Source organism: Citrobacter amalonaticus, assembly GCF_018323885.1.
Lineage (GTDB): Bacteria > Pseudomonadota > Gammaproteobacteria > Enterobacterales > Enterobacteriaceae > Citrobacter_A > Citrobacter_A amalonaticus.
In genome coordinates this window covers 4370261-4390421 of the sequence record NZ_AP024585.1, presented here as the reverse complement: position 1 = coordinate 4390421, position 20161 = coordinate 4370261, and the positions used below count along the sequence as shown (strand labels likewise).

Annotated in this window: 15 protein-coding genes and 4 tRNA genes; 13 read left to right on the top strand and 6 right to left on the bottom strand. The window is 52.5% G+C overall.

Annotated elements, in window-relative coordinates; genetic code table 11:
- Window positions 1–4: 4 nt before the first annotated feature.
- A complete protein-coding gene (gene coaA / locus KI228_RS20760; RefSeq protein WP_061069505.1) occupies window positions 5–955 on the bottom strand; it encodes a type I pantothenate kinase in 951 nt (316 codons plus the stop codon).
- A 401-nt stretch (window positions 956–1356) separates the two neighbouring features.
- Here coaA and KI228_RS20755 point away from each other — a divergent pair.
- The 13 genes from KI228_RS20755 (at window position 1357) to rpoC (ending at window position 15475) form a co-directional block, all read left to right on the top strand.
- A tRNA-Thr gene (locus tag KI228_RS20755) sits at window positions 1357–1432 on the top strand.
- An 8-nt stretch (window positions 1433–1440) separates the two neighbouring features.
- A tRNA-Tyr gene (locus KI228_RS20750) sits at window positions 1441–1525 on the top strand.
- A 114-nt stretch (window positions 1526–1639) separates the two neighbouring features.
- Window positions 1640–1714: transfer RNA gene (locus KI228_RS20745), tRNA-Gly, on the top strand.
- A gap of 5 nt (window positions 1715–1719) precedes the next feature.
- Window positions 1720–1795 (top strand) — tRNA-Thr (locus KI228_RS20740).
- A 117-nt stretch (window positions 1796–1912) separates the two neighbouring features.
- Complete coding sequence (gene tuf / locus KI228_RS20735) at window positions 1913–3097, top strand: elongation factor Tu (RefSeq protein WP_042998968.1); 1185 nt, start codon at window positions 1913–1915, stop codon at window positions 3095–3097.
- 240 nt (window positions 3098–3337) lie between these two features.
- Entirely contained in the window at window positions 3338–3721 is a 384-nt protein-coding gene (gene secE, locus KI228_RS20730) for a preprotein translocase subunit SecE (protein WP_012907759.1), read from the top strand.
- A 1-nt stretch (window position 3722) separates the two neighbouring features.
- Window positions 3723–4268: a transcription termination/antitermination protein NusG gene (gene nusG, locus KI228_RS20725; RefSeq protein WP_003862341.1), complete on the top strand. Its 546-nt coding sequence runs from the start codon at window positions 3723–3725 to the stop codon at window positions 4266–4268.
- Between the two features lie 157 nt (window positions 4269–4425).
- Window positions 4426–4854 (top strand): 50S ribosomal protein L11, encoded by a 429-nt coding sequence (rplK, locus tag KI228_RS20720; protein ID WP_012133815.1) that lies wholly within the window; start codon window positions 4426–4428, stop codon window positions 4852–4854.
- Between the two features lie 3 nt (window positions 4855–4857).
- Window positions 4858–5562: a 50S ribosomal protein L1 gene (gene rplA / locus KI228_RS20715; RefSeq protein ID WP_042998969.1), complete on the top strand. Its 705-nt coding sequence runs from the start codon at window positions 4858–4860 to the stop codon at window positions 5560–5562.
- Window positions 5563–5897: 335 nt separating this feature from the next.
- The gene (rplJ, locus tag KI228_RS20710) at window positions 5898–6395 is read left to right on the top strand and encodes a 50S ribosomal protein L10 (protein ID WP_042293041.1); all 498 of its coding nucleotides are present in this window, start codon (window positions 5898–5900) and stop codon (window positions 6393–6395) included.
- 66 nt (window positions 6396–6461) lie between these two features.
- Window positions 6462–6827 carry a 50S ribosomal protein L7/L12 gene (gene rplL / locus KI228_RS20705; protein WP_012133812.1) on the top strand — a complete coding sequence of 122 codons (366 nt, stop codon included), beginning with the start codon at window positions 6462–6464 and terminating at the stop codon, window positions 6825–6827.
- A gap of 319 nt (window positions 6828–7146) precedes the next feature.
- Entirely contained in the window at window positions 7147–11175 is a 4029-nt protein-coding gene (gene rpoB / locus KI228_RS20700) for a DNA-directed RNA polymerase subunit beta (RefSeq protein WP_042998970.1), read from the top strand.
- A gap of 76 nt (window positions 11176–11251) precedes the next feature.
- A complete protein-coding gene (rpoC, locus tag KI228_RS20695) occupies window positions 11252–15475 on the top strand; it encodes a DNA-directed RNA polymerase subunit beta' (protein WP_042998971.1) in 4224 nt (1407 codons plus the stop codon).
- Window positions 15476–15569: 94 nt separating this feature from the next.
- On the opposite strand, the gene KI228_RS20690 is transcribed toward rpoC, so the two are convergent.
- The 5 genes from KI228_RS20690 to thiG all read right to left on the bottom strand — a co-directional run bounded on the left by KI228_RS20690 (window position 15570) and on the right by thiG (window position 20161).
- The gene (locus KI228_RS20690; protein WP_042998972.1) at window positions 15570–15887 is read right to left on the bottom strand and encodes a PTS lactose/cellobiose transporter subunit IIA; all 318 of its coding nucleotides are present in this window, start codon (window positions 15885–15887) and stop codon (window positions 15570–15572) included.
- 1 nt (window position 15888) lies between these two features.
- Window positions 15889–16197: a PTS sugar transporter subunit IIB gene (locus KI228_RS20685; RefSeq protein ID WP_042998973.1), complete on the bottom strand. Its 309-nt coding sequence runs from the start codon at window positions 16195–16197 to the stop codon at window positions 15889–15891.
- A 181-nt stretch (window positions 16198–16378) separates the two neighbouring features.
- On the bottom strand, window positions 16379–17917 hold the full coding sequence (locus KI228_RS20680) for a sensor domain-containing diguanylate cyclase (RefSeq protein ID WP_061069507.1): 1539 nt from the start codon (window positions 17915–17917) through the stop codon (window positions 16379–16381).
- A gap of 343 nt (window positions 17918–18260) precedes the next feature.
- Window positions 18261–19394: a 2-iminoacetate synthase ThiH gene (gene thiH / locus KI228_RS20675; protein WP_042998975.1), complete on the bottom strand. Its 1134-nt coding sequence runs from the start codon at window positions 19392–19394 to the stop codon at window positions 18261–18263.
- Entirely contained in the window at window positions 19391–20161 is a 771-nt protein-coding gene (gene thiG, locus KI228_RS20670) for a thiazole synthase (protein ID WP_125339229.1), read from the bottom strand. The genes thiH and thiG overlap by 4 nt, the downstream gene beginning before the upstream one ends.

The window sequence follows — 20161 nt, the reverse complement described above, 5'->3', positions numbered from 1 at the left end:
TTAATTATTTTCGCAGGCGAACCTGCTCGACGGCATGATTGGCGCTCTTGGTCATAATCAGACTCGCGCGCTCACGCGTGGGTAGAATATTTTGTTTTAAATTCAGCCAGTTAATTTCTTTCCATAATGAGGTGGCCGTATTGATCGCCTCCTCTTTCGTCAGTTTCGCGTAGTTATGGAAATAAGAGTCAGGGTCGGTAAACGCCCCCTCGCGGAATTTAAGAAAACGATTGATATACCATGTCTGCAGTAACTCTTCCGGTGCATCAACATAAATAGAGAAGTCGACGAAGTCCGAAACAAATACATGATGAGGGTCGTGTGGATAGTCCATCCCGCTCTGCAGAACATTGAGTCCTTCGAGAATTAATATATCGGGTTGGGCCACGGTTTTATCCCCATCAGGGATCACATCATAAATCAGATGCGAATAAACCGGAGCGGTTACGTTTGGCACGCCGGATTTGAGATCGGAGACAAACTTGACCAGACGATGCATGTCATACGATTCCGGAAAACCTTTCTTCTTCATTAACCCACGGTCTTTTAATACCTGGTTTGGATGAAGAAAACCATCCGTGGTGATCAGTTCAACGCGACGATGTTCTGGCCAACGGCTCAGTAACGCCTGTAATACACGCGCAGTGGTACTTTTCCCCACCGCTACGCTGCCAGCAATACTGATGATATAAGGGATACGCTCACCGTTCGTGCCCAGAAACTGTTCGAGAACAGCCTGACGACGCAGGTTCGAGCTGATATAGAAGTTAAGCAAACGCGACAAGGGCAAATAGATCTCTGCAACTTCTTCCAGCGATAAATCTTCATTAATCCCTTTTAACCGTGCGATCTCTTCTTCAGTGAGGGTCATCGGCACGGAATCACGAAGCGCAGCCCACTGGTTGCGGTCAAACTGTAGGTAAGGCGTCATTAACGTTTGCTCTTTTATACTCATAAGCATGTTTCTGGCTGTCATTACACCATCAGGGCAGTGATAAAAAGCGCGTCATCCCCGGCATGCAATGGCACGTCGCATTTCAGTTAATTTGGACAATGGGCAGGAGGGTAACACCAGATGGGGGGGAATAATAAGAAAAAATCTCTTCTGAACGTCATTCCCTGAAACGCAATGTGACGGATATTCCAGATGTACAGGCGATGATTTGGTGCGTTGAAGTACCACCCGATGCAGGTGGGAGGAAATGAACTGCCAGATAATGTCGAAATTTTATGCTAAGCTGACTGAAAATACGCCATTTTTTGGTCGTATAGTGCAAAATGTGAGCGATAGAACATTTTATGCAATTTTTTAGTTGCATGAGCACGCAGGTCTCCATAGAATGCGCGCTACTTGATGCCGACTTAGCTCAGTAGGTAGAGCAACTGACTTGTAATCAGTAGGTCACCAGTTCGATTCCGGTAGTCGGCACCATCAAGTCCGGTGGGGTTCCCGAGCGGCCAAAGGGAGCAGACTGTAAATCTGCCGTCACAGACTTCGAAGGTTCGAATCCTTCCCCCACCACCACTTTCTGGCAGCAATTGCTGTCTGAGCTGGTTACGAAAATAATCGGCTCGAATGAGAAAAGAGACTTGTCTCTTTTTTTGTTACAGAAAGAACTGGGTAGCCGAGTTTCAGGATGCGGGCATCGTATAATGGCTATTACCTCAGCCTTCCAAGCTGATGATGCGGGTTCGATTCCCGCTGCCCGCTCCAGACGTGCTGATATGGCTCAGTTGGTAGAGCGCACCCTTGGTAAGGGTGAGGTCCCCAGTTCGACTCTGGGTATCAGCACCACTTCACTTCTCCTCCCCGTGTTTTCTCTGTAACGACTCAATGATTCAACAGTTCAGGCATATCGCCTGGTTGATGTGGTGATATCACCGATTTATCCGTGTCTTAGAGGGACAATCGATGTCTAAAGAAAAGTTTGAACGTACAAAACCGCACGTTAACGTCGGTACTATCGGCCACGTTGACCATGGTAAAACAACGCTGACCGCTGCCATCACTACCGTACTGGCTAAAACCTACGGCGGTGCTGCTCGCGCATTCGATCAGATCGATAACGCGCCGGAAGAAAAAGCTCGTGGTATCACCATCAACACTTCTCACGTTGAATATGACACCCCGACTCGCCACTACGCACACGTAGACTGCCCGGGCCACGCCGACTATGTTAAAAACATGATCACCGGTGCTGCGCAGATGGACGGCGCGATCCTGGTTGTTGCTGCGACTGACGGCCCGATGCCGCAGACTCGTGAGCACATCCTGCTGGGTCGTCAGGTAGGCGTTCCGTACATCATCGTGTTCCTGAACAAATGCGACATGGTTGATGACGAAGAGCTGCTGGAACTGGTAGAAATGGAAGTTCGTGAACTTCTGTCTCAGTACGATTTCCCGGGCGACGACACCCCGATCGTTCGTGGTTCTGCTCTGAAAGCGCTGGAAGGCGACGCAGAGTGGGAAGCGAAAATCATCGAACTGGCCGGCTTCCTGGATTCTTACATCCCGGAACCAGAGCGTGCGATTGACAAGCCGTTCCTGCTGCCGATCGAAGACGTATTCTCCATCTCCGGTCGTGGTACCGTTGTTACCGGTCGTGTAGAACGCGGTATCATCAAAGTGGGCGAAGAAGTTGAAATCGTTGGTATCAAAGAGACTGCCAAGTCTACCTGTACTGGCGTTGAAATGTTCCGCAAACTGCTGGACGAAGGCCGTGCGGGTGAGAACGTTGGTGTTCTGCTGCGTGGTATCAAACGTGAAGAAATCGAACGTGGTCAGGTACTGGCTAAGCCGGGCACCATCAAGCCGCACACGATGTTCGAATCCGAAGTGTACATCCTGTCCAAAGACGAAGGCGGCCGTCATACTCCGTTCTTCAAAGGCTACCGTCCGCAGTTCTACTTCCGTACAACTGACGTGACTGGCACCATCGAACTGCCGGAAGGCGTTGAGATGGTAATGCCGGGCGACAACATCAAAATGGTTGTTACCCTGATCCACCCGATCGCGATGGACGACGGTCTGCGTTTCGCAATCCGTGAAGGCGGCCGTACGGTAGGCGCAGGCGTTGTTGCTAAAGTTCTCAGCTAATCGCTGATAACATTTGACGCAATGCGCATTAAAAGGGCATCATTTGATGCCCTTTTTGCACGCTTTCGAACCAGAACCTGGCTCATCAGTGATTTTATTTGTCATAATCATTGCTGAGACAGGCTCTGAAGAGGGCGTTGAGCCCGGAATGCCCCCAATGCATTTCGGCACAAGGTTGACTGGTTAGCCTCGCATTCGCGGGGTGAAATTATTTGTAGAATACTTCTGACAGGTTGGTTTATGAGTGCGAATACCGAAGCTCAAGGGAGCGGGCGTGGCCTGGAAGCGATAAAGTGGATCGTGGTTGTGGCATTGCTGCTTGTGGCAATTGTTGGCAACTATCTTTATCGTGACATGATGCTGCCGCTGCGTGCGCTGGCCGTAGTAATTCTGATTGCTGCAGCGGGTGGTGTCGCGCTGTTGACGACAAAAGGTAAAGCTACCGTTGCTTTTGCCCGCGAAGCGCGTACTGAAGTACGTAAGGTCATTTGGCCGACTCGCCAGGAAACATTGCACACCACGTTGATTGTGGCTGCGGTTACCGCAGTAATGTCACTGATCCTGTGGGGACTGGATGGTATTCTGGTTCGCCTGGTTTCCTTTATCACTGGCCTGAGGTTCTGAGATGTCTGAAGCTCCTAAAAAGCGCTGGTACGTCGTTCAGGCGTTTTCCGGTTTTGAAGGCCGCGTAGCAACATCGCTGCGTGAGCATATCAAATTACACAATATGGAAGAGTTGTTTGGCGAAGTCATGGTGCCGACCGAAGAAGTGGTCGAAATCCGTGGTGGTCAGCGCCGTAAGAGCGAGCGTAAATTCTTCCCGGGTTATGTGCTGGTCCAGATGGTCATGAATGACGCGAGCTGGCACCTGGTGCGTAGCGTACCGCGTGTGATGGGCTTTATCGGCGGTACATCTGACCGTCCGGCGCCGATCAGCGACAAAGAAGTTGATGCGATTATGAATCGCCTGCAGCAGGTGGGTGATAAGCCGCGGCCGAAAACGTTGTTTGAACCGGGTGAGATGGTGCGTGTCAACGATGGTCCGTTTGCTGACTTTAATGGCGTCGTTGAAGAAGTGGACTATGAGAAGTCCCGCCTGAAAGTATCCGTTTCTATCTTCGGTCGTGCGACCCCGGTAGAGCTGGACTTTGCACAGGTTGAAAAAGCCTAAGTAACGATCAAAAAAGCGGCGATTTAATCGTTGCACAAGGCGTGAGATTGGAATACAATTTCGCGCCTTTTGTTTTTATGGGCCTGGCCCGTAGAACGAATTTTTATATCACGGGGAGCCTCTCTGAGGCGCTATCACCCAACAGAGGAAATTGAGAATGGCTAAGAAAGTCCAAGCCTACGTCAAGCTGCAGGTTGCAGCTGGTATGGCAAACCCGAGTCCGCCGGTTGGTCCTGCTCTGGGTCAACAGGGTGTTAACATCATGGAATTCTGCAAAGCGTTCAACGCTAAGACTGATTCCATCGAAAAAGGTCTGCCAATTCCGGTTGTTATCACCGTTTACGCTGACCGTTCTTTCACCTTCATTACCAAAACGCCTCCGGCAGCCGTTCTGCTGAAGAAAGCGGCTGGTATTAAGTCTGGTTCCGGTAAGCCGAACAAAGACAAAGTAGGTAAAATTTCCCGCGCTCAGCTGCAGGAAATCGCGCAGACCAAAGCTGCCGACATGACTGGTGCCGACATTGAAGCGATGACTCGCTCCATTGAAGGTACTGCACGTTCCATGGGCCTGGTAGTGGAGGACTAAGAAATGGCTAAACTGACCAAGCGCATGCGTGTGATCCGTGAGAAAGTTGATGCGACCAAACAGTACGACATCAACGAAGCTATCTCTCTGCTGAAAGAACTGGCTACCGCTAAGTTCGTTGAAAGCGTAGACGTTGCCGTTAACCTCGGCATCGATGCGCGTAAATCTGACCAGAACGTACGTGGTGCAACTGTACTGCCGCACGGTACTGGCCGTTCCGTTCGCGTAGCTGTATTTACCCAGGGTGCAAACGCTGAAGCTGCTAAAGCTGCTGGCGCTGAACTGGTAGGTATGGAAGATCTGGCTGAGCAGATCAAGAAAGGCGAAATGAACTTTGACGTGGTTATTGCTTCTCCGGATGCAATGCGCGTTGTTGGCCAACTGGGCCAGGTTCTGGGTCCGCGTGGCCTGATGCCAAACCCGAAAGTGGGTACCGTAACGCCGAACGTTGCTGAAGCAGTTAAGAACGCTAAAGCGGGTCAGGTTCGTTACCGTAACGACAAAAACGGCATCATCCACACTACCATCGGTAAAGTGGATTTTGACGCTGACAAACTGAAAGAAAACCTGGAAGCTCTGCTGGTTGCGCTGAAGAAAGCAAAACCGACTCAGGCGAAAGGCGTGTACATCAAGAAAATCAGCATCTCCACCACCATGGGTGCTGGTGTTGCCGTTGATCAGGCTGGTCTGAGCGCTTCTGCGAACTAAGATTAGCTTTACGTGGGCGGTGGATTTGTCTACAATTCTACCCCCACGTTTCTGTTGAAAGAGACAGACACTCTGCAAGTCATTTGAATTGCGGTTCGAAAGACGAAGCATAGAACAGATTTGTTCGTTGGAGCCTGGCCTATCCAGGCCTCCGTCGAAGACCGCAGGTGTTTCGTAAGAAACTTAATCCCCTGCGTAGACGGTGACAGAACGCTAAGATTATTTTTGGATACTCTGGCTTGTTTCTGCTCACCGTATTAAGACGCTCTTTTCGTTGGAAAGAGTGAAGTGAGTTCCGGAACATGAGTTCCGGCAAACATCCAGGAGCAAAGCTAATGGCTTTAAATCTTCAAGACAAACAAGCGATTGTTGCTGAAGTCAGCGAAGTAGCCAAAGGCGCGCTGTCTGCAGTAGTTGCGGATTCCCGTGGCGTGACTGTAGATAAAATGACTGAACTGCGTAAAGCAGGTCGTGAAGCTGGCGTTTACATGCGTGTTGTTCGTAACACCCTGCTGCGTCGTGCTGTTGAAGGTTCTCCGTTCGAGTGCCTGAAAGACACGTTTGTTGGTCCGACCCTGATTGCATACTCTATGGAACACCCGGGCGCTGCTGCTCGTCTGTTCAAAGAGTTCGCGAAAGCGAATGCAAAATTTGAGGTCAAAGCCGCTGCCTTTGAAGGTGAGCTGATCCCGGCGTCTCAGATCGACCGCCTGGCAACTCTGCCGACCTACGAAGAAGCAATTGCACGCCTGATGGCAACCATGAAAGAAGCTTCGGCTGGCAAACTGGTTCGTACTCTGGCTGCTGTACGCGATGCGAAAGAAGCTGCTTAATCGCAGTTATCTTTTTAAAGCATCTGCTTACGTATAAACTTATTCTGATATTCAGGAACAATTTAAATGTCTATCACTAAAGATCAAATCATTGAAGCAGTATCCGCTATGTCCGTAATGGACGTTGTAGAACTGATCTCTGCAATGGAAGAAAAATTCGGTGTTTCCGCTGCTGCTGCTGTTGCTGTAGCTGCTGGCCCGGTTGAAGCTGCTGAAGAAAAAACTGAATTCGACGTAATTCTGAAAGCTGCTGGCGCTAACAAAGTTGCTGTAATCAAAGCAGTACGTGGCGCAACTGGCCTGGGTCTGAAAGAAGCTAAAGACCTGGTAGAATCTGCTCCGGCCGCTCTGAAAGAAGGCGTGAGCAAAGATGACGCAGAAGCACTGAAAAAATCTCTGGAAGAAGCTGGCGCTGAAGTTGAAGTTAAATAAGCCAACCCTTCCGGTTGCAGCCTGAGAAATTAGGCTGATGGCTGGTGACTTTTTGGTCACCAGCCTTTTTGCGCTGTAAGGCGCCAGTAGCGTTTCACACTGTTTGACTACTGCTGTGCCTTTCAATGCTTGTTTCTATCGACGACTTAATATACTGCGACAGAGCGTCCGTTCTGTGTAAATCGCAATGAAATGGTTTAAGCGTGATAGCAACAGGCATTGCGGAAAGTATTCGATTTTCCGGTCAACAAAATAGTGTTGCACAAACTGTCCGCTCAATGGACAGATGGGTCGACTTGTCAGCGAGCTGAGGAACCCTATGGTTTACTCCTATACCGAGAAAAAACGTATTCGTAAGGATTTTGGTAAACGTCCACAAGTTCTGGATGTGCCTTATCTCCTTTCTATCCAGCTTGACTCGTTTCAGAAGTTTATCGAGCAAGATCCTGAGGGGCAGTATGGTCTGGAAGCCGCCTTCCGTTCCGTATTCCCGATTCAGAGCTATAGCGGTAATTCCGAGCTGCAATACGTCAGCTACCGTCTTGGCGAACCGGTGTTTGACGTTCAGGAATGTCAGATCCGTGGCGTGACCTATTCCGCACCGCTGCGCGTAAAACTGCGTCTGGTGATCTACGAGCGCGAAGCGCCGGAAGGCACCGTTAAAGACATTAAAGAACAAGAAGTCTACATGGGCGAAATTCCGCTCATGACCGACAACGGTACCTTTGTTATCAACGGTACTGAGCGTGTTATCGTTTCTCAGCTGCACCGTAGTCCGGGCGTCTTCTTTGACTCCGACAAAGGTAAAACCCACTCTTCGGGTAAAGTGCTGTATAACGCGCGCATCATTCCTTACCGTGGTTCCTGGCTGGACTTCGAATTCGATCCGAAGGACAACCTGTTCGTACGTATCGACCGTCGCCGTAAACTGCCTGCGACCATTATTCTGCGTGCGCTGAACTACACCACTGAGCAGATCCTGGATCTGTTCTTCGAAAAAGTGATTTTCGAGATTCGCGACAACAAGCTGCAGATGGAGCTGGTGCCTGAACGTCTGCGTGGTGAAACCGCCTCCTTCGATATCGAAGCGAACGGTAAAATCTACGTTGAAAAAGGCCGCCGCATCACTGCGCGTCACATCCGCCAACTGGAAAAAGACGATATCAAACATATCGAAGTTCCGGTTGAGTACATTGCGGGCAAAGTGGCTGCGAAAGATTACGTTGACGAATCCACTGGCGAGCTGATCTGCCCAGCGAACATGGAGCTGAGCCTGGATCTGCTGGCTAAGCTGAGCCAGTCTGGCCACAAACGTATCGAAACCCTGTTCACCAACGATCTGGATCACGGCCCGTACATTTCTGAAACCGTACGCGTCGACCCAACTAACGATCGTCTGAGCGCGCTGGTAGAAATCTACCGCATGATGCGCCCGGGTGAGCCGCCGACACGTGAAGCGGCTGAAAGCCTGTTTGAGAACCTGTTCTTCTCTGAAGACCGTTATGACCTGTCTGCGGTCGGTCGTATGAAGTTCAACCGTTCTCTGCTGCGCGACGAAATCGAAGGTTCCGGTATCCTGAGCAAAGACGATATCATCGAAGTGATGAAGAAGCTCATCGATATCCGTAACGGTAAAGGCGAAGTCGATGATATCGACCACCTCGGCAACCGTCGTATCCGTTCCGTAGGCGAAATGGCGGAAAACCAATTCCGCGTTGGCCTGGTACGTGTTGAGCGTGCGGTGAAAGAGCGTCTGTCTCTGGGCGATCTGGATACCCTGATGCCTCAGGACATGATCAACGCCAAACCGATTTCTGCAGCAGTGAAAGAGTTCTTCGGTTCCAGCCAGCTGTCTCAGTTTATGGACCAGAACAACCCGCTGTCTGAGATTACGCACAAACGCCGTATCTCTGCACTCGGCCCAGGCGGTCTGACGCGTGAGCGCGCTGGCTTTGAAGTTCGAGACGTACACCCGACGCACTATGGTCGCGTATGTCCAATCGAAACGCCTGAAGGTCCGAACATCGGTCTGATCAACTCCCTGTCCGTGTACGCACAGACTAACGAATATGGCTTCCTCGAGACGCCGTATCGTCGCGTGGTTGATGGCGTTGTGACAGATGAGATTCATTACCTGTCTGCTATTGAAGAAGGTAACTTCGTTATCGCTCAGGCGAACTCCAACCTGGATGACGATGGCCACTTCGTAGAAGATCTGGTGACCTGCCGTAGCAAAGGTGAATCCAGCCTGTTCAGCCGTGACCAGGTTGACTACATGGACGTTTCCACTCAGCAGGTGGTTTCCGTCGGTGCGTCCCTGATCCCGTTCCTGGAACACGATGACGCCAACCGTGCATTGATGGGTGCGAACATGCAACGTCAGGCGGTTCCGACTCTGCGCGCTGATAAGCCGCTGGTAGGTACCGGTATGGAACGTGCTGTTGCCGTTGACTCCGGTGTTACTGCGGTGGCTAAACGTGGCGGTACCGTTCAGTACGTGGATGCTTCCCGTATCGTTATCAAAGTTAACGAAGACGAGATGTACCCGGGCGAAGCGGGTATCGACATCTACAACCTGACCAAATACACCCGTTCTAACCAGAACACCTGTATCAACCAGATGCCGTGTGTCTCTCTGGGCGAGCCGGTTGAACGTGGTGATGTACTGGCAGACGGTCCGTCCACCGACCTCGGTGAACTGGCGCTCGGTCAGAACATGCGCGTCGCGTTCATGCCGTGGAACGGTTACAACTTCGAAGACTCCATCCTCGTTTCCGAGCGTGTTGTCCAGGAAGACCGTTTCACCACCATCCACATTCAGGAACTGGCGTGCGTGTCCCGTGACACCAAGCTGGGGCCGGAAGAGATCACCGCTGACATCCCGAACGTGGGTGAAGCTGCGCTCTCCAAACTGGATGAATCCGGTATCGTTTACATCGGTGCGGAAGTGACCGGCGGCGACATTCTGGTGGGTAAGGTAACGCCGAAAGGTGAAACCCAGCTGACGCCAGAAGAAAAACTGCTGCGTGCGATCTTCGGTGAGAAAGCGTCTGACGTTAAAGACTCTTCTCTGCGCGTACCAAACGGTGTTTCCGGTACGGTTATCGACGTTCAGGTCTTTACTCGCGATGGCGTAGAAAAAGACAAACGTGCGCTGGAAATCGAAGAGATGCAGCTGAAGCAGGCGAAGAAAGACCTGTCTGAAGAACTGCAGATCCTCGAAGCTGGCCTGTTCAGCCGTATCTATGCTGTGCTGGTTGCCGGTGGTGTTGAAGCTGAGAAGCTCGACAAACTGCCTCGCGATCGCTGGCTGGAACTCGGCCTGACCGATGAAGAGAAACAAAATCAGCTGGAACAACTGGCTGAGCAGTACGACGAACTGAAACACGAGTTCGAGAAAAAACTCGAAGCGAAACGCCGCAAAATCACCCAAGGCGACGATCTGGCACCGGGCGTGCTGAAGATTGTTAAGGTCTATCTGGCCGTTAAACGCCGTATCCAGCCTGGTGACAAGATGGCAGGTCGTCACGGTAACAAGGGTGTCATTTCTAAGATCAACCCGATCGAAGATATGCCGCACGATGCTAACGGTACGCCGGTAGATATCGTACTGAACCCGCTGGGCGTACCGTCTCGTATGAACATCGGTCAGATTCTGGAAACCCACCTGGGTATGGCTGCGAAAGGTATCGGCGATAAGATCAACGCCATGCTGAAACAGCAGCAGGAAGTCGCGAAACTGCGCGAGTTCATCCAGCGTGCGTACGATCTGGGTGCTGACGTTCGTCAGAAAGTTGACCTGAATACCTTCAGCGATGAAGAAGTTCTGCGTCTGGCTGAAAACCTGCGCAAAGGTATGCCAATCGCAACGCCGGTGTTCGACGGTGCGAAAGAAGCGGAAATTAAAGAGCTGCTGAAACTGGGTGACCTGCCGACTTCCGGTCAGATCACGCTGTTCGACGGCCGTACGGGTGAGCAGTTCGAGCGTCCGGTAACCGTAGGTTACATGTACATGCTGAAACTGAACCACCTGGTCGACGATAAGATGCACGCTCGTTCCACCGGTTCCTACAGCCTGGTTACTCAGCAGCCGCTGGGTGGTAAGGCGCAGTTCGGTGGTCAGCGCTTCGGGGAGATGGAAGTGTGGGCGCTGGAAGCATACGGCGCGGCATACACCCTGCAGGAAATGCTCACCGTTAAGTCTGATGACGTGAACGGCCGTACTAAGATGTATAAGAACATCGTAGATGGCAACCATCAGATGGAACCGGGCATGCCGGAATCCTTCAACGTACTGTTGAAAGAGATTCGTTCGCTGGGTATCAACATCGAACTGGAAGACGAGTAATTCTCGCTCAAACAGGTCACTGCTGCCGGGATAACACCCGGCAGCGGAATGTGCTAACTCCGACGGGAGCAAATCCGTGAAAGACTTATTAAAGTTTCTGAAAGCGCAAACTAAAACCGAAGAGTTTGATGCGATCAAAATTGCTCTGGCTTCGCCAGACATGATCCGTTCATGGTCTTTCGGTGAAGTTAAGAAGCCGGAAACCATTAACTACCGTACGTTCAAACCTGAGCGTGACGGCCTTTTCTGCGCCCGTATCTTTGGGCCGGTAAAAGACTACGAGTGCCTGTGCGGTAAGTACAAGCGCCTGAAACACCGCGGTGTGATCTGTGAGAAGTGCGGCGTTGAAGTGACCCAGACTAAAGTACGCCGTGAGCGTATGGGCCACATCGAGCTGGCGTCCCCGACTGCTCACATCTGGTTCCTGAAATCTCTGCCGTCCCGTATCGGCCTGCTGCTCGATATGCCGCTGCGCGATATCGAACGCGTACTGTACTTCGAATCCTATGTGGTTATCGAAGGCGGTATGACCAATCTGGAACGCCAGCAGATCCTGACTGAAGAACAGTATCTGGATGCGCTGGAAGAGTTCGGTGACGAATTTGACGCGAAGATGGGTGCGGAAGCTATTCAGGCCTTGCTGAAGAGCATGGATCTGGAGCAAGAGTGTGAAACTCTGCGTGAAGAGCTGAACGAAACTAACTCCGAAACCAAGCGTAAGAAGCTGACCAAGCGTATTAAGCTGCTGGAAGCGTTCGTTCAGTCTGGCAATAAGCCGGAGTGGATGATCCTGACCGTTCTGCCGGTTCTGCCGCCAGATCTGCGTCCGCTGGTTCCGCTGGATGGTGGTCGTTTCGCCACGTCGGATCTAAACGATCTGTATCGTCGCGTGATCAACCGTAACAACCGTCTGAAACGTCTGCTGGATCTGGCTGCGCCGGACATCATCGTACGCAACGAAAAACGTATGCTGCAGGAAGCGGTTGACGCCCTGCTGGATAACGGTCGTCGCGGTCGTGCGATCACCGGTTCTAACAAACGTCCTCTGAAATCTTTGGCCGATATGATCAAAGGTAAACAGGGTCGTTTCCGTCAGAACCTGCTCGGTAAGCGTGTTGACTACTCCGGTCGTTCTGTTATCACCGTAGGTCCATACCTGCGTCTGCATCAGTGCGGTCTGCCGAAGAAAATGGCACTGGAGCTGTTCAAACCGTTCATCTACGGCAAGCTGGAACTGCGTGGCCTCGCCACCACCATCAAAGCCGCGAAGAAAATGGTTGAGCGTGAAGAAGCTGTCGTTTGGGATATCCTGGACGAAGTGATCCGCGAACACCCGGTACTGCTGAACCGTGCACCAACACTGCACCGTCTGGGTATCCAGGCGTTTGAACCTGTTCTTATCGAAGGTAAAGCTATCCAGCTGCACCCGCTGGTTTGTGCGGCCTATAACGCCGACTTCGATGGTGACCAGATGGCTGTTCACGTACCGCTGACGCTGGAAGCCCAGCTCGAAGCGCGTGCGCTGATGATGTCTACCAACAACATCCTGTCCCCGGCGAACGGCGAACCTATCATCGTTCCGTCTCAGGACGTTGTACTGGGTCTGTACTACATGACCCGTGACTGTGTTAACGCCAAAGGCGAAGGCATGGTGCTGACGGGCCCGAAAGAAGCTGAGCGTATTTATCGCGCTGGCCTGGCCTCTCTGCATGCGCGCGTTAAAGTGCGTATCACCGAATACGAAAAAGATGCTAACGGCGAGTTCGTTGCGAAAACCAGCCTGATTGATACGACGGTAGGTCGTGCAATCCTGTGGATGATCGTACCGAAAGGTCTGCCTTTCTCCATCGTCAACCAGGCGCTGGGTAAGAAAGCCATCTCCAAAATGCTGAACACCTGTTACCGTATTCTGGGCCTGAAACCGACCGTTATTTTTGCGGACCAGACGATGTACACCGGCTTTGCTTATGCAGCGCGTTCAGGTGCATCCGTTGGTATCGATGACATGGTCATCCCGGAGAAAAAACACGAGATCATCTCTGAAGCGGAAGCAGAAGTTGCTGAGATCCAGGAACAGTTCCAGTCTGGTCTGGTCACCGCCGGCGAACGTTACAACAAAGTGATCGATATCTGGGCTGCGGCGAACGATCGCGTTTCCAAAGCGATGATGGATAACCTGCAAACCGAAACCGTGATTAACCGTGACGGTCAGGAAGAGCAGCAGGTTTCCTTCAACAGCATCTACATGATGGCCGATTCCGGTGCGCGTGGTTCTGCTGCACAGATTCGTCAGCTGGCGGGTATGCGTGGTCTGATGGCGAAGCCGGATGGCTCCATCATCGAAACGCCGATCACCGCGAACTTCCGTGAAGGTCTGAACGTACTCCAGTACTTCATCTCCACGCACGGTGCGCGTAAAGGTCTGGCGGATACCGCACTGAAAACAGCGAACTCCGGTTACCTGACGCGTCGTCTGGTTGACGTTGCACAGGATCTGGTTGTTACCGAAGACGACTGCGGCACGCTGGAAGGTATCACCATGACCCCGGTTATCGAGGGTGGTGATGTTAAAGAGCCATTGCGCGATCGCGTTCTGGGTCGTGTAACCGCAGAAGACATTCTGAAGCCGGGTACGGCGGATATTCTGGTTCCGCGCAACACGCTGCTGCATGAACAGTGGTGTGATCTGCTGGAAGCGAACTCCGTTGACTCTGTGAAAGTTCGCTCTGTTGTATCCTGTGACACCGACTTTGGTGTATGTGCGCACTGCTATGGTCGTGACCTGGCGCGTGGCCACATCATCAACAAAGGTGAAGCTATCGGCGTTATCGCGGCACAGTCCATCGGTGAGCCGGGTACACAGCTGACGATGCGTACGTTCCACATCGGTGGTGCGGCATCTCGTGCGGCTGCTGAATCCAGCATCCAGGTGAAAAACAAAGGTAGCATCCGTCTGAGCAATGCGAAGTCGGTTGTGAACTCCAGCGGTAAACTGGTGATCACCTCCCGTAACACTGAGCTGAAACTGATCGACGAATTCGGTCGTACCAAAGAAAGCTATAAAGTGCCTTACGGCTCTGTGATGGCGAAAGGTGATGGTGAGCAGGTTGCCGGCGGTGAAACCGTAGCAAACTGGGATCCGCACACCATGCCGGTTATCACGGAAGTGAGTGGTTTTGTCCGCTTCACTGACATGATCGACGGCCAGACCATTACGCGTCAGACCGACGAGTTAACCGGTCTGTCTTCTCTGGTGGTTCTGGATTCCGCAGAACGTACTACCGGTGGTAAAGATCTGCGTCCTGCACTGAAAATCGTTGATGCTCAGGGTAACGACGTACTGATCCCGGGTACCGACATGCCTGCGCAGTACTTCCTGCCGGGTAAAGCGATTGTTCAGTTGGAAGATGGCGTACAGATCAGTTCTGGTGACACCCTGGCGCGTGTTCCGCAGGAATCCGGCGGTACCAAGGACATCACCGGTGGTCTGCCGCGCGTTGCGGACCTGTTCGAAGCACGTCGTCCGAAAGAGCCGGCAATCCTGGCTGAAATCAGCGGTATTATTTCCTTCGGTAAAGAAACCAAAGGGAAACGTCGTCTGGTTATCACCCCGGTAGACGGTAGCGATCCGTACGAAGAGATGATTCCGAAATGGCGTCAGCTCAACGTGTTCGAAGGTGAACGTGTAGAACGTGGTGACGTGGTTTCCGACGGTCCGGAAGCACCGCACGACATTCTGCGTCTGCGTGGTGTTCATGCTGTAACTCGTTACATCGTTAACGAAGTTCAGGACGTATACCGTCTGCAGGGCGTTAAGATTAACGATAAACACATCGAAGTTATCGTTCGTCAGATGCTGCGTAAAGCCACCATCGAAAGCGCTGGTAGCTCCGACTTCCTGGAAGGCGAACAGGTTGAATACTCCCGCGTCAAGATCGCTAACCGCGAACTGGAAGCGAACGGCAAAGTGGGCGCCACGTTCTCCCGCGATCTGCTGGGTATCACCAAAGCGTCTCTGGCAACCGAGTCGTTCATCTCTGCCGCATCGTTCCAGGAGACCACGCGTGTCCTGACCGAAGCAGCCGTTGCGGGTAAACGCGACGAACTGCGTGGCCTGAAAGAGAACGTTATCGTAGGTCGTCTGATCCCGGCGGGTACCGGTTATGCGTACCACCAGGATCGTATGCGTCGCCGTGCTGCGGGTGAACTTCCGGCTGCACCGCAGGTGACTGCAGAAGATGCCTCTGCCAGCCTGGCAGAACTGCTGAACGCAGGTCTGGGTGGTTCTGACAACGAGTAATCGTTGACTGCCTGACAGTAAAAAACCCGCTTCGGCGGGTTTTTTTATGGCGTTTTTGTAGGCCCGGTAAGCGTAGCGCCACCAGGCTTTTTTATCAGTTTGCCAGCGGGATTCGGCGATACAGTTCAATCATGTCACCTGCCAGATCCTGAATCACCATCGCGTTCATCAGATGGTCCTGCGAGTGGACGGTGATCAGATTCACCGGCAGCTTACCGGTTCCTTCATCGATCCCGATCAGTTGCGTCTGGATTTTATGCGCCAGTTTGACGTAATCGCGTGACTCTTCCATCGCCTGTTCGGCACCGGCAAAGTCGCCTTTGCGAGCCAGTTGCAGGGCGGTCAATGCCTGGCTTCGTGCGGCTCCGGCATTAACCAGCAGTTCCATAATGATGGTTTCTAACTCTTCCATGTTAGGGCTCCATCAGCTTCAGGGCTTTTTCCAGCACGGCATCGCCTTTCATCATGCCGTAATCCATCATGTCGATCACGGCGACTTTCTTACCGAGCGGATCGGCCAGCGCCTGCAATTTTGCCTGCTCATACTTGACCTGTGGGCCGAGCAGAACGATGTCCGCCGTGGCAATATTCTCTTTAAACTCTGCGACAGGCACAGCCTTGATCGTCACTTCGATCCCTTTCTTCTGAGCGGCATCTTTCATTCGTTGTACCAGCATGCTGGTGGACATACCGGCGGCACAGCATAAAACGATATTCTTCATAGTTCGCTCTCACGGTTCCATTGATACTTCATCTTTAGTCCGAGCGAGTGATGAGAACAACCGCCTTACCGCGAATGTGTGTAAAGCATCACAAAGAAATCGCACAAATAATGAAACCGGTTGCGGTTTTTCTCAAAATGAAAAAAAGCCCGTCGTAACGGGCGTTGCAGAGAGGGGATGATCAGCGATTCGCGACAATAATCCGGTTTTTTCCTTCCTGTTTGGCTTTGTATAGCGCTTCATCTACACGCATGATCAGCTGTTCCTGCGCTTCCAGATTCCATTCCCCGAGTCCGGCGCTAAAGGTGACGTGCAGACCCTCTTCACGCCATGAGCGCTGCGCGACCTCAATGCGCCAGCGTTCCAGTAGGGTATGCGCGTTGTTCAATTGCTCACCCGAGAACAGCACGGCAAACTCCTCACCGCCATAGCGATAGACAGAAACGGCGGCGGGTTGCATGATCTGAATCCCTTCGCGCGCGACGTTACGCAGGACGATGTCGCCATTCAAATGTCCCCAGGTATCATTGATAAATTTAAAATTATCAATATCCACCAGTGCCAGGACGAACGGTTGGTGATCGTTCATCAGCGCGACGATATCGCTATCAAAAGCGCGGCGGTTTTTACAACCGGTCAGGGCATCAATGGTCGCCTGTCGAACGTAAGCCAGTTCGCGCTCCTTATTGGACTCGATAGCTTTGCTCAGCATTGCTTCAAGGCGCGGTGCGCGTTTCACATCGCCGGTCTTGATTGCGTTGATGATATTCATCAGCACCGTGCGTGAAGCGTGGCGAAGATAGAGACCAAACAGCGCAATGATGATCGCCGCAAGGGCAAATCCCCAGACCACAATGTTGGTCTCATGACGTGTCAGATCGACGAGGGTTGTATCTGAAACCCGATAAATCACAAACCAGTCCGGGTTGGTGAACGAATAGTAGTAGTACCAGTCCTGAGTGTCCGGGTCGTACAGATGTCCTTCACCGCTGGTCATCCGGCTCATGGTTTTTTTACTGACATACTGTTTAAACAGCGCGCCTGTATCCGGATGCAGTACCACTTTTCCATCACGGTCGACCACATAGAACTCGCCCTGGACGGGAGCCACCATCTGGCGCAATGCGTAACCCATTGACGTCAGATCAAGATGAAACGCAATCGTACCTTTCATTTTCCCTTCGGGAGAGATGACCGGTTTGTAGATCGTCACCGTAGGGTGGTGCGTAAAATAGTCAATGTAGGGGGCGGTATAGTTGCTAAAGGTACTGGCTTCAGCCTGATCCATAAACCAGGGACGCGATTTCACGTCGAATGTTGTGCTGCGTTCGGTATTTAGCACTTGGGGCGCGCGCAGGTAATGGCCTTCTATATCTACCAATGAGATCGAGGAGACTGAGGGCATCAGCGTCTGCAATTGCATGATGGTTTTCAGACCCTGTTCCGGGTCAAGGTTAACCGTGTCGTTCAGGTGGTCATTACGAGAAAAGTAGGTCGCCGCCCGACCAAGGATATAATCATTTTCGCGTAGCAAAGACTCGGTATAGTTCACCGCCAGGTTATGGGTGAAATTCCGATTTATGCCATGATAATCTTCAAGAAAATCATTCTTTTGCGTAAAAGTTATGAATATGGCGATCAATAAAAAGCTGAGTATGATCCCCGTAAAGCTCACCAATATTGGCGTCGTGAATGAAAGTTTTCTGTTATGACGTGCCATTACTGTACTTATCCAGAAAGTGTAAATCCCGAAGAGAAGTGCGAAGTGAAGCCAACAATGTGGCTCTGCATATCAGGAAGAATGTAGGCAATTATAATCTCGCTGATATAAGTCGAGGTGATTTATCTTAAGAAGTGTACACCCCAGTGGCCATTTTTGGCTGAAATTGGTGTTTTATCTCGCTGATTTCGGTGAAGGCAGGGCGAAACGAGGAAGAAGCTCTTCGCCCTGGACAGCGTTAAGGCTGACGGTGATACGTTAAAAAAGTGAGAGGCTAACAACAACCTCTCGTTTTCTCTCTTTCGTCGCGGCTCGTAAAATGGTTACCCGTTTGCAAGACGGTTCATCGCCTTTGCGAAGCGCGCCCCAGATACGCATCCCAGTCTTTCCATACCGGCTGAAGCCCCTGCGCGGCAAGCGCATCGGCGACAGTTTCGGGACGGCGGTTGTCATGTGGCGCGAACTGTTCCAGTTCAGGATGATTGTCCGCATACCCGCCAGGCTGGGTTTTCGAGAACGCGCTGACGTTGTTAATCGCCAGCGGGATCACGTGGTCTCGAAACCAGGGCGACTCCCGCGTCGACAACGACAGCTCAATTTCCGGTGCCAGCAGACGGAACGCGCAAATGGTTTGTACCAGTTGGCGCTCATCCATGATTGAGGCGGGCTCAATACCGCCAGCGCACGGACGCAGGCGCGGGAACGAAATCGAGTAGCGGCTTTGCCAGTAGTGCTGCTGAAGCCACAGCAAATGCTCTGCAACCATATAGCAGTCCACCCGCCAGTTGTCGGAAAGACCAATCAGCGCCCCGAGGCCGATTTTGTCGATACCTGCGCGCCCCAGTCGGTCCGGGGTTTCCAGCCGCCAGAAGAAATCCTGTTTTTTCCCCTTCAGATGGTGCTGTGCGTACATCGCGTCGTGATACGTTTCCTGATAGACCATCACGCCGTCGAGTCCCAGCGTTTTCAGTTCGGCATATTCCGCCTCGGCTAACGGTTGAACTTCCATCTGTAATGACGAAAACTGCTGGCGAATGGTGGGCAAGTGGCGACGGAAATAGTCCATTCCGACCTTTGCCTGATGCTCGCCGGTGACCAGCAGGAGATGTTCGAAACCCAGCTCGCGGATCGCCGCACACTCCCGGATAATGTCCGTTTCATTCAGCGTCTTGCGCTTGATGCGGTTACTCATCGAAAAACCGCAGTAGGTACAGTCGTTAGCGCACAGATTGGAGAGATACAGCGGGACGTAAAAACTCACCGTATTGCCGAAGCGCTGGCGGGTCAGCGTCTGCGCCCGCTGTGCCAGCGGTTCAAGGTATGCGCTCGCGGCAGGTGACAGCAGTGCCATCATATCGTCGCGGCTGGGGTGGGGGGCATTTAGCGCCCGCTCAACGTCAGCGGACGTTTTGCTGTTGATGCGCAGGCGGATGTCGTCCCAGTCGAGTTGCTGCCAGCGGTCGGTGAACGTTTTCATACCGGGATCTCCAGAAAACCGGTCAGTGGGCTGGTGGCCTGCGCCTGACGGCTGCGACTACCCGGTCCTGCCTGACGCGCCAGAAGGCCGGCTTCTACCGCCAGACGGAAAGCGCGGGCCATCATCACCGGATCGTCCGCCACGGCAATCGCCGTATTCACCAGCACGGCGTCCGCGCCCATTTCCAGCGCCTGCGTGGCGTGGCTGGGTACGCCGATTCCGGCATCCACCACGACCGGAACGGTGGACTGCTGGATAATAATCTCCAGCATGGCCCGGGTTTCCAGCCCCTGATTAGAGCCAATCGGCGCGCCGAGCGGCATCACTGCCGCACAGCCCACCTCTTCCAGCCGTTTACACAGCACCGGATCCGCACCGCAGTAAGGCAGCACCACAAATCCTTGTTTTACCAGTGCCTCGGCGGCTTTCAGCGTTTCAATGGGGTCCGGCAGCAACCAGCGCGCATCGGGATGAATTTCCAGCTTCAGCCAATGGGTACCGAGCGCCTCGCGCGCAAGCTGTGCGGCAAAGATTGCCTCTTCTGCCGTTTTCGCCCCGGAGGTGTTGGGCAACAGCGTGACGCCCGCGTCGATAAGAGGAGCCAGGATGGCGTCATTTTGCTGGCGCAAATCCACACGCTTCATGGCCAGCGTCACCAGTTGGCTACCGGAGGCGCGGATCGCGTCAATCATTAATGCTGGTGATGCAAACTTACCCGTGCCCGTGAACAGATGCGAATCAAACGTTTTATCTGCAATTCGTAACAT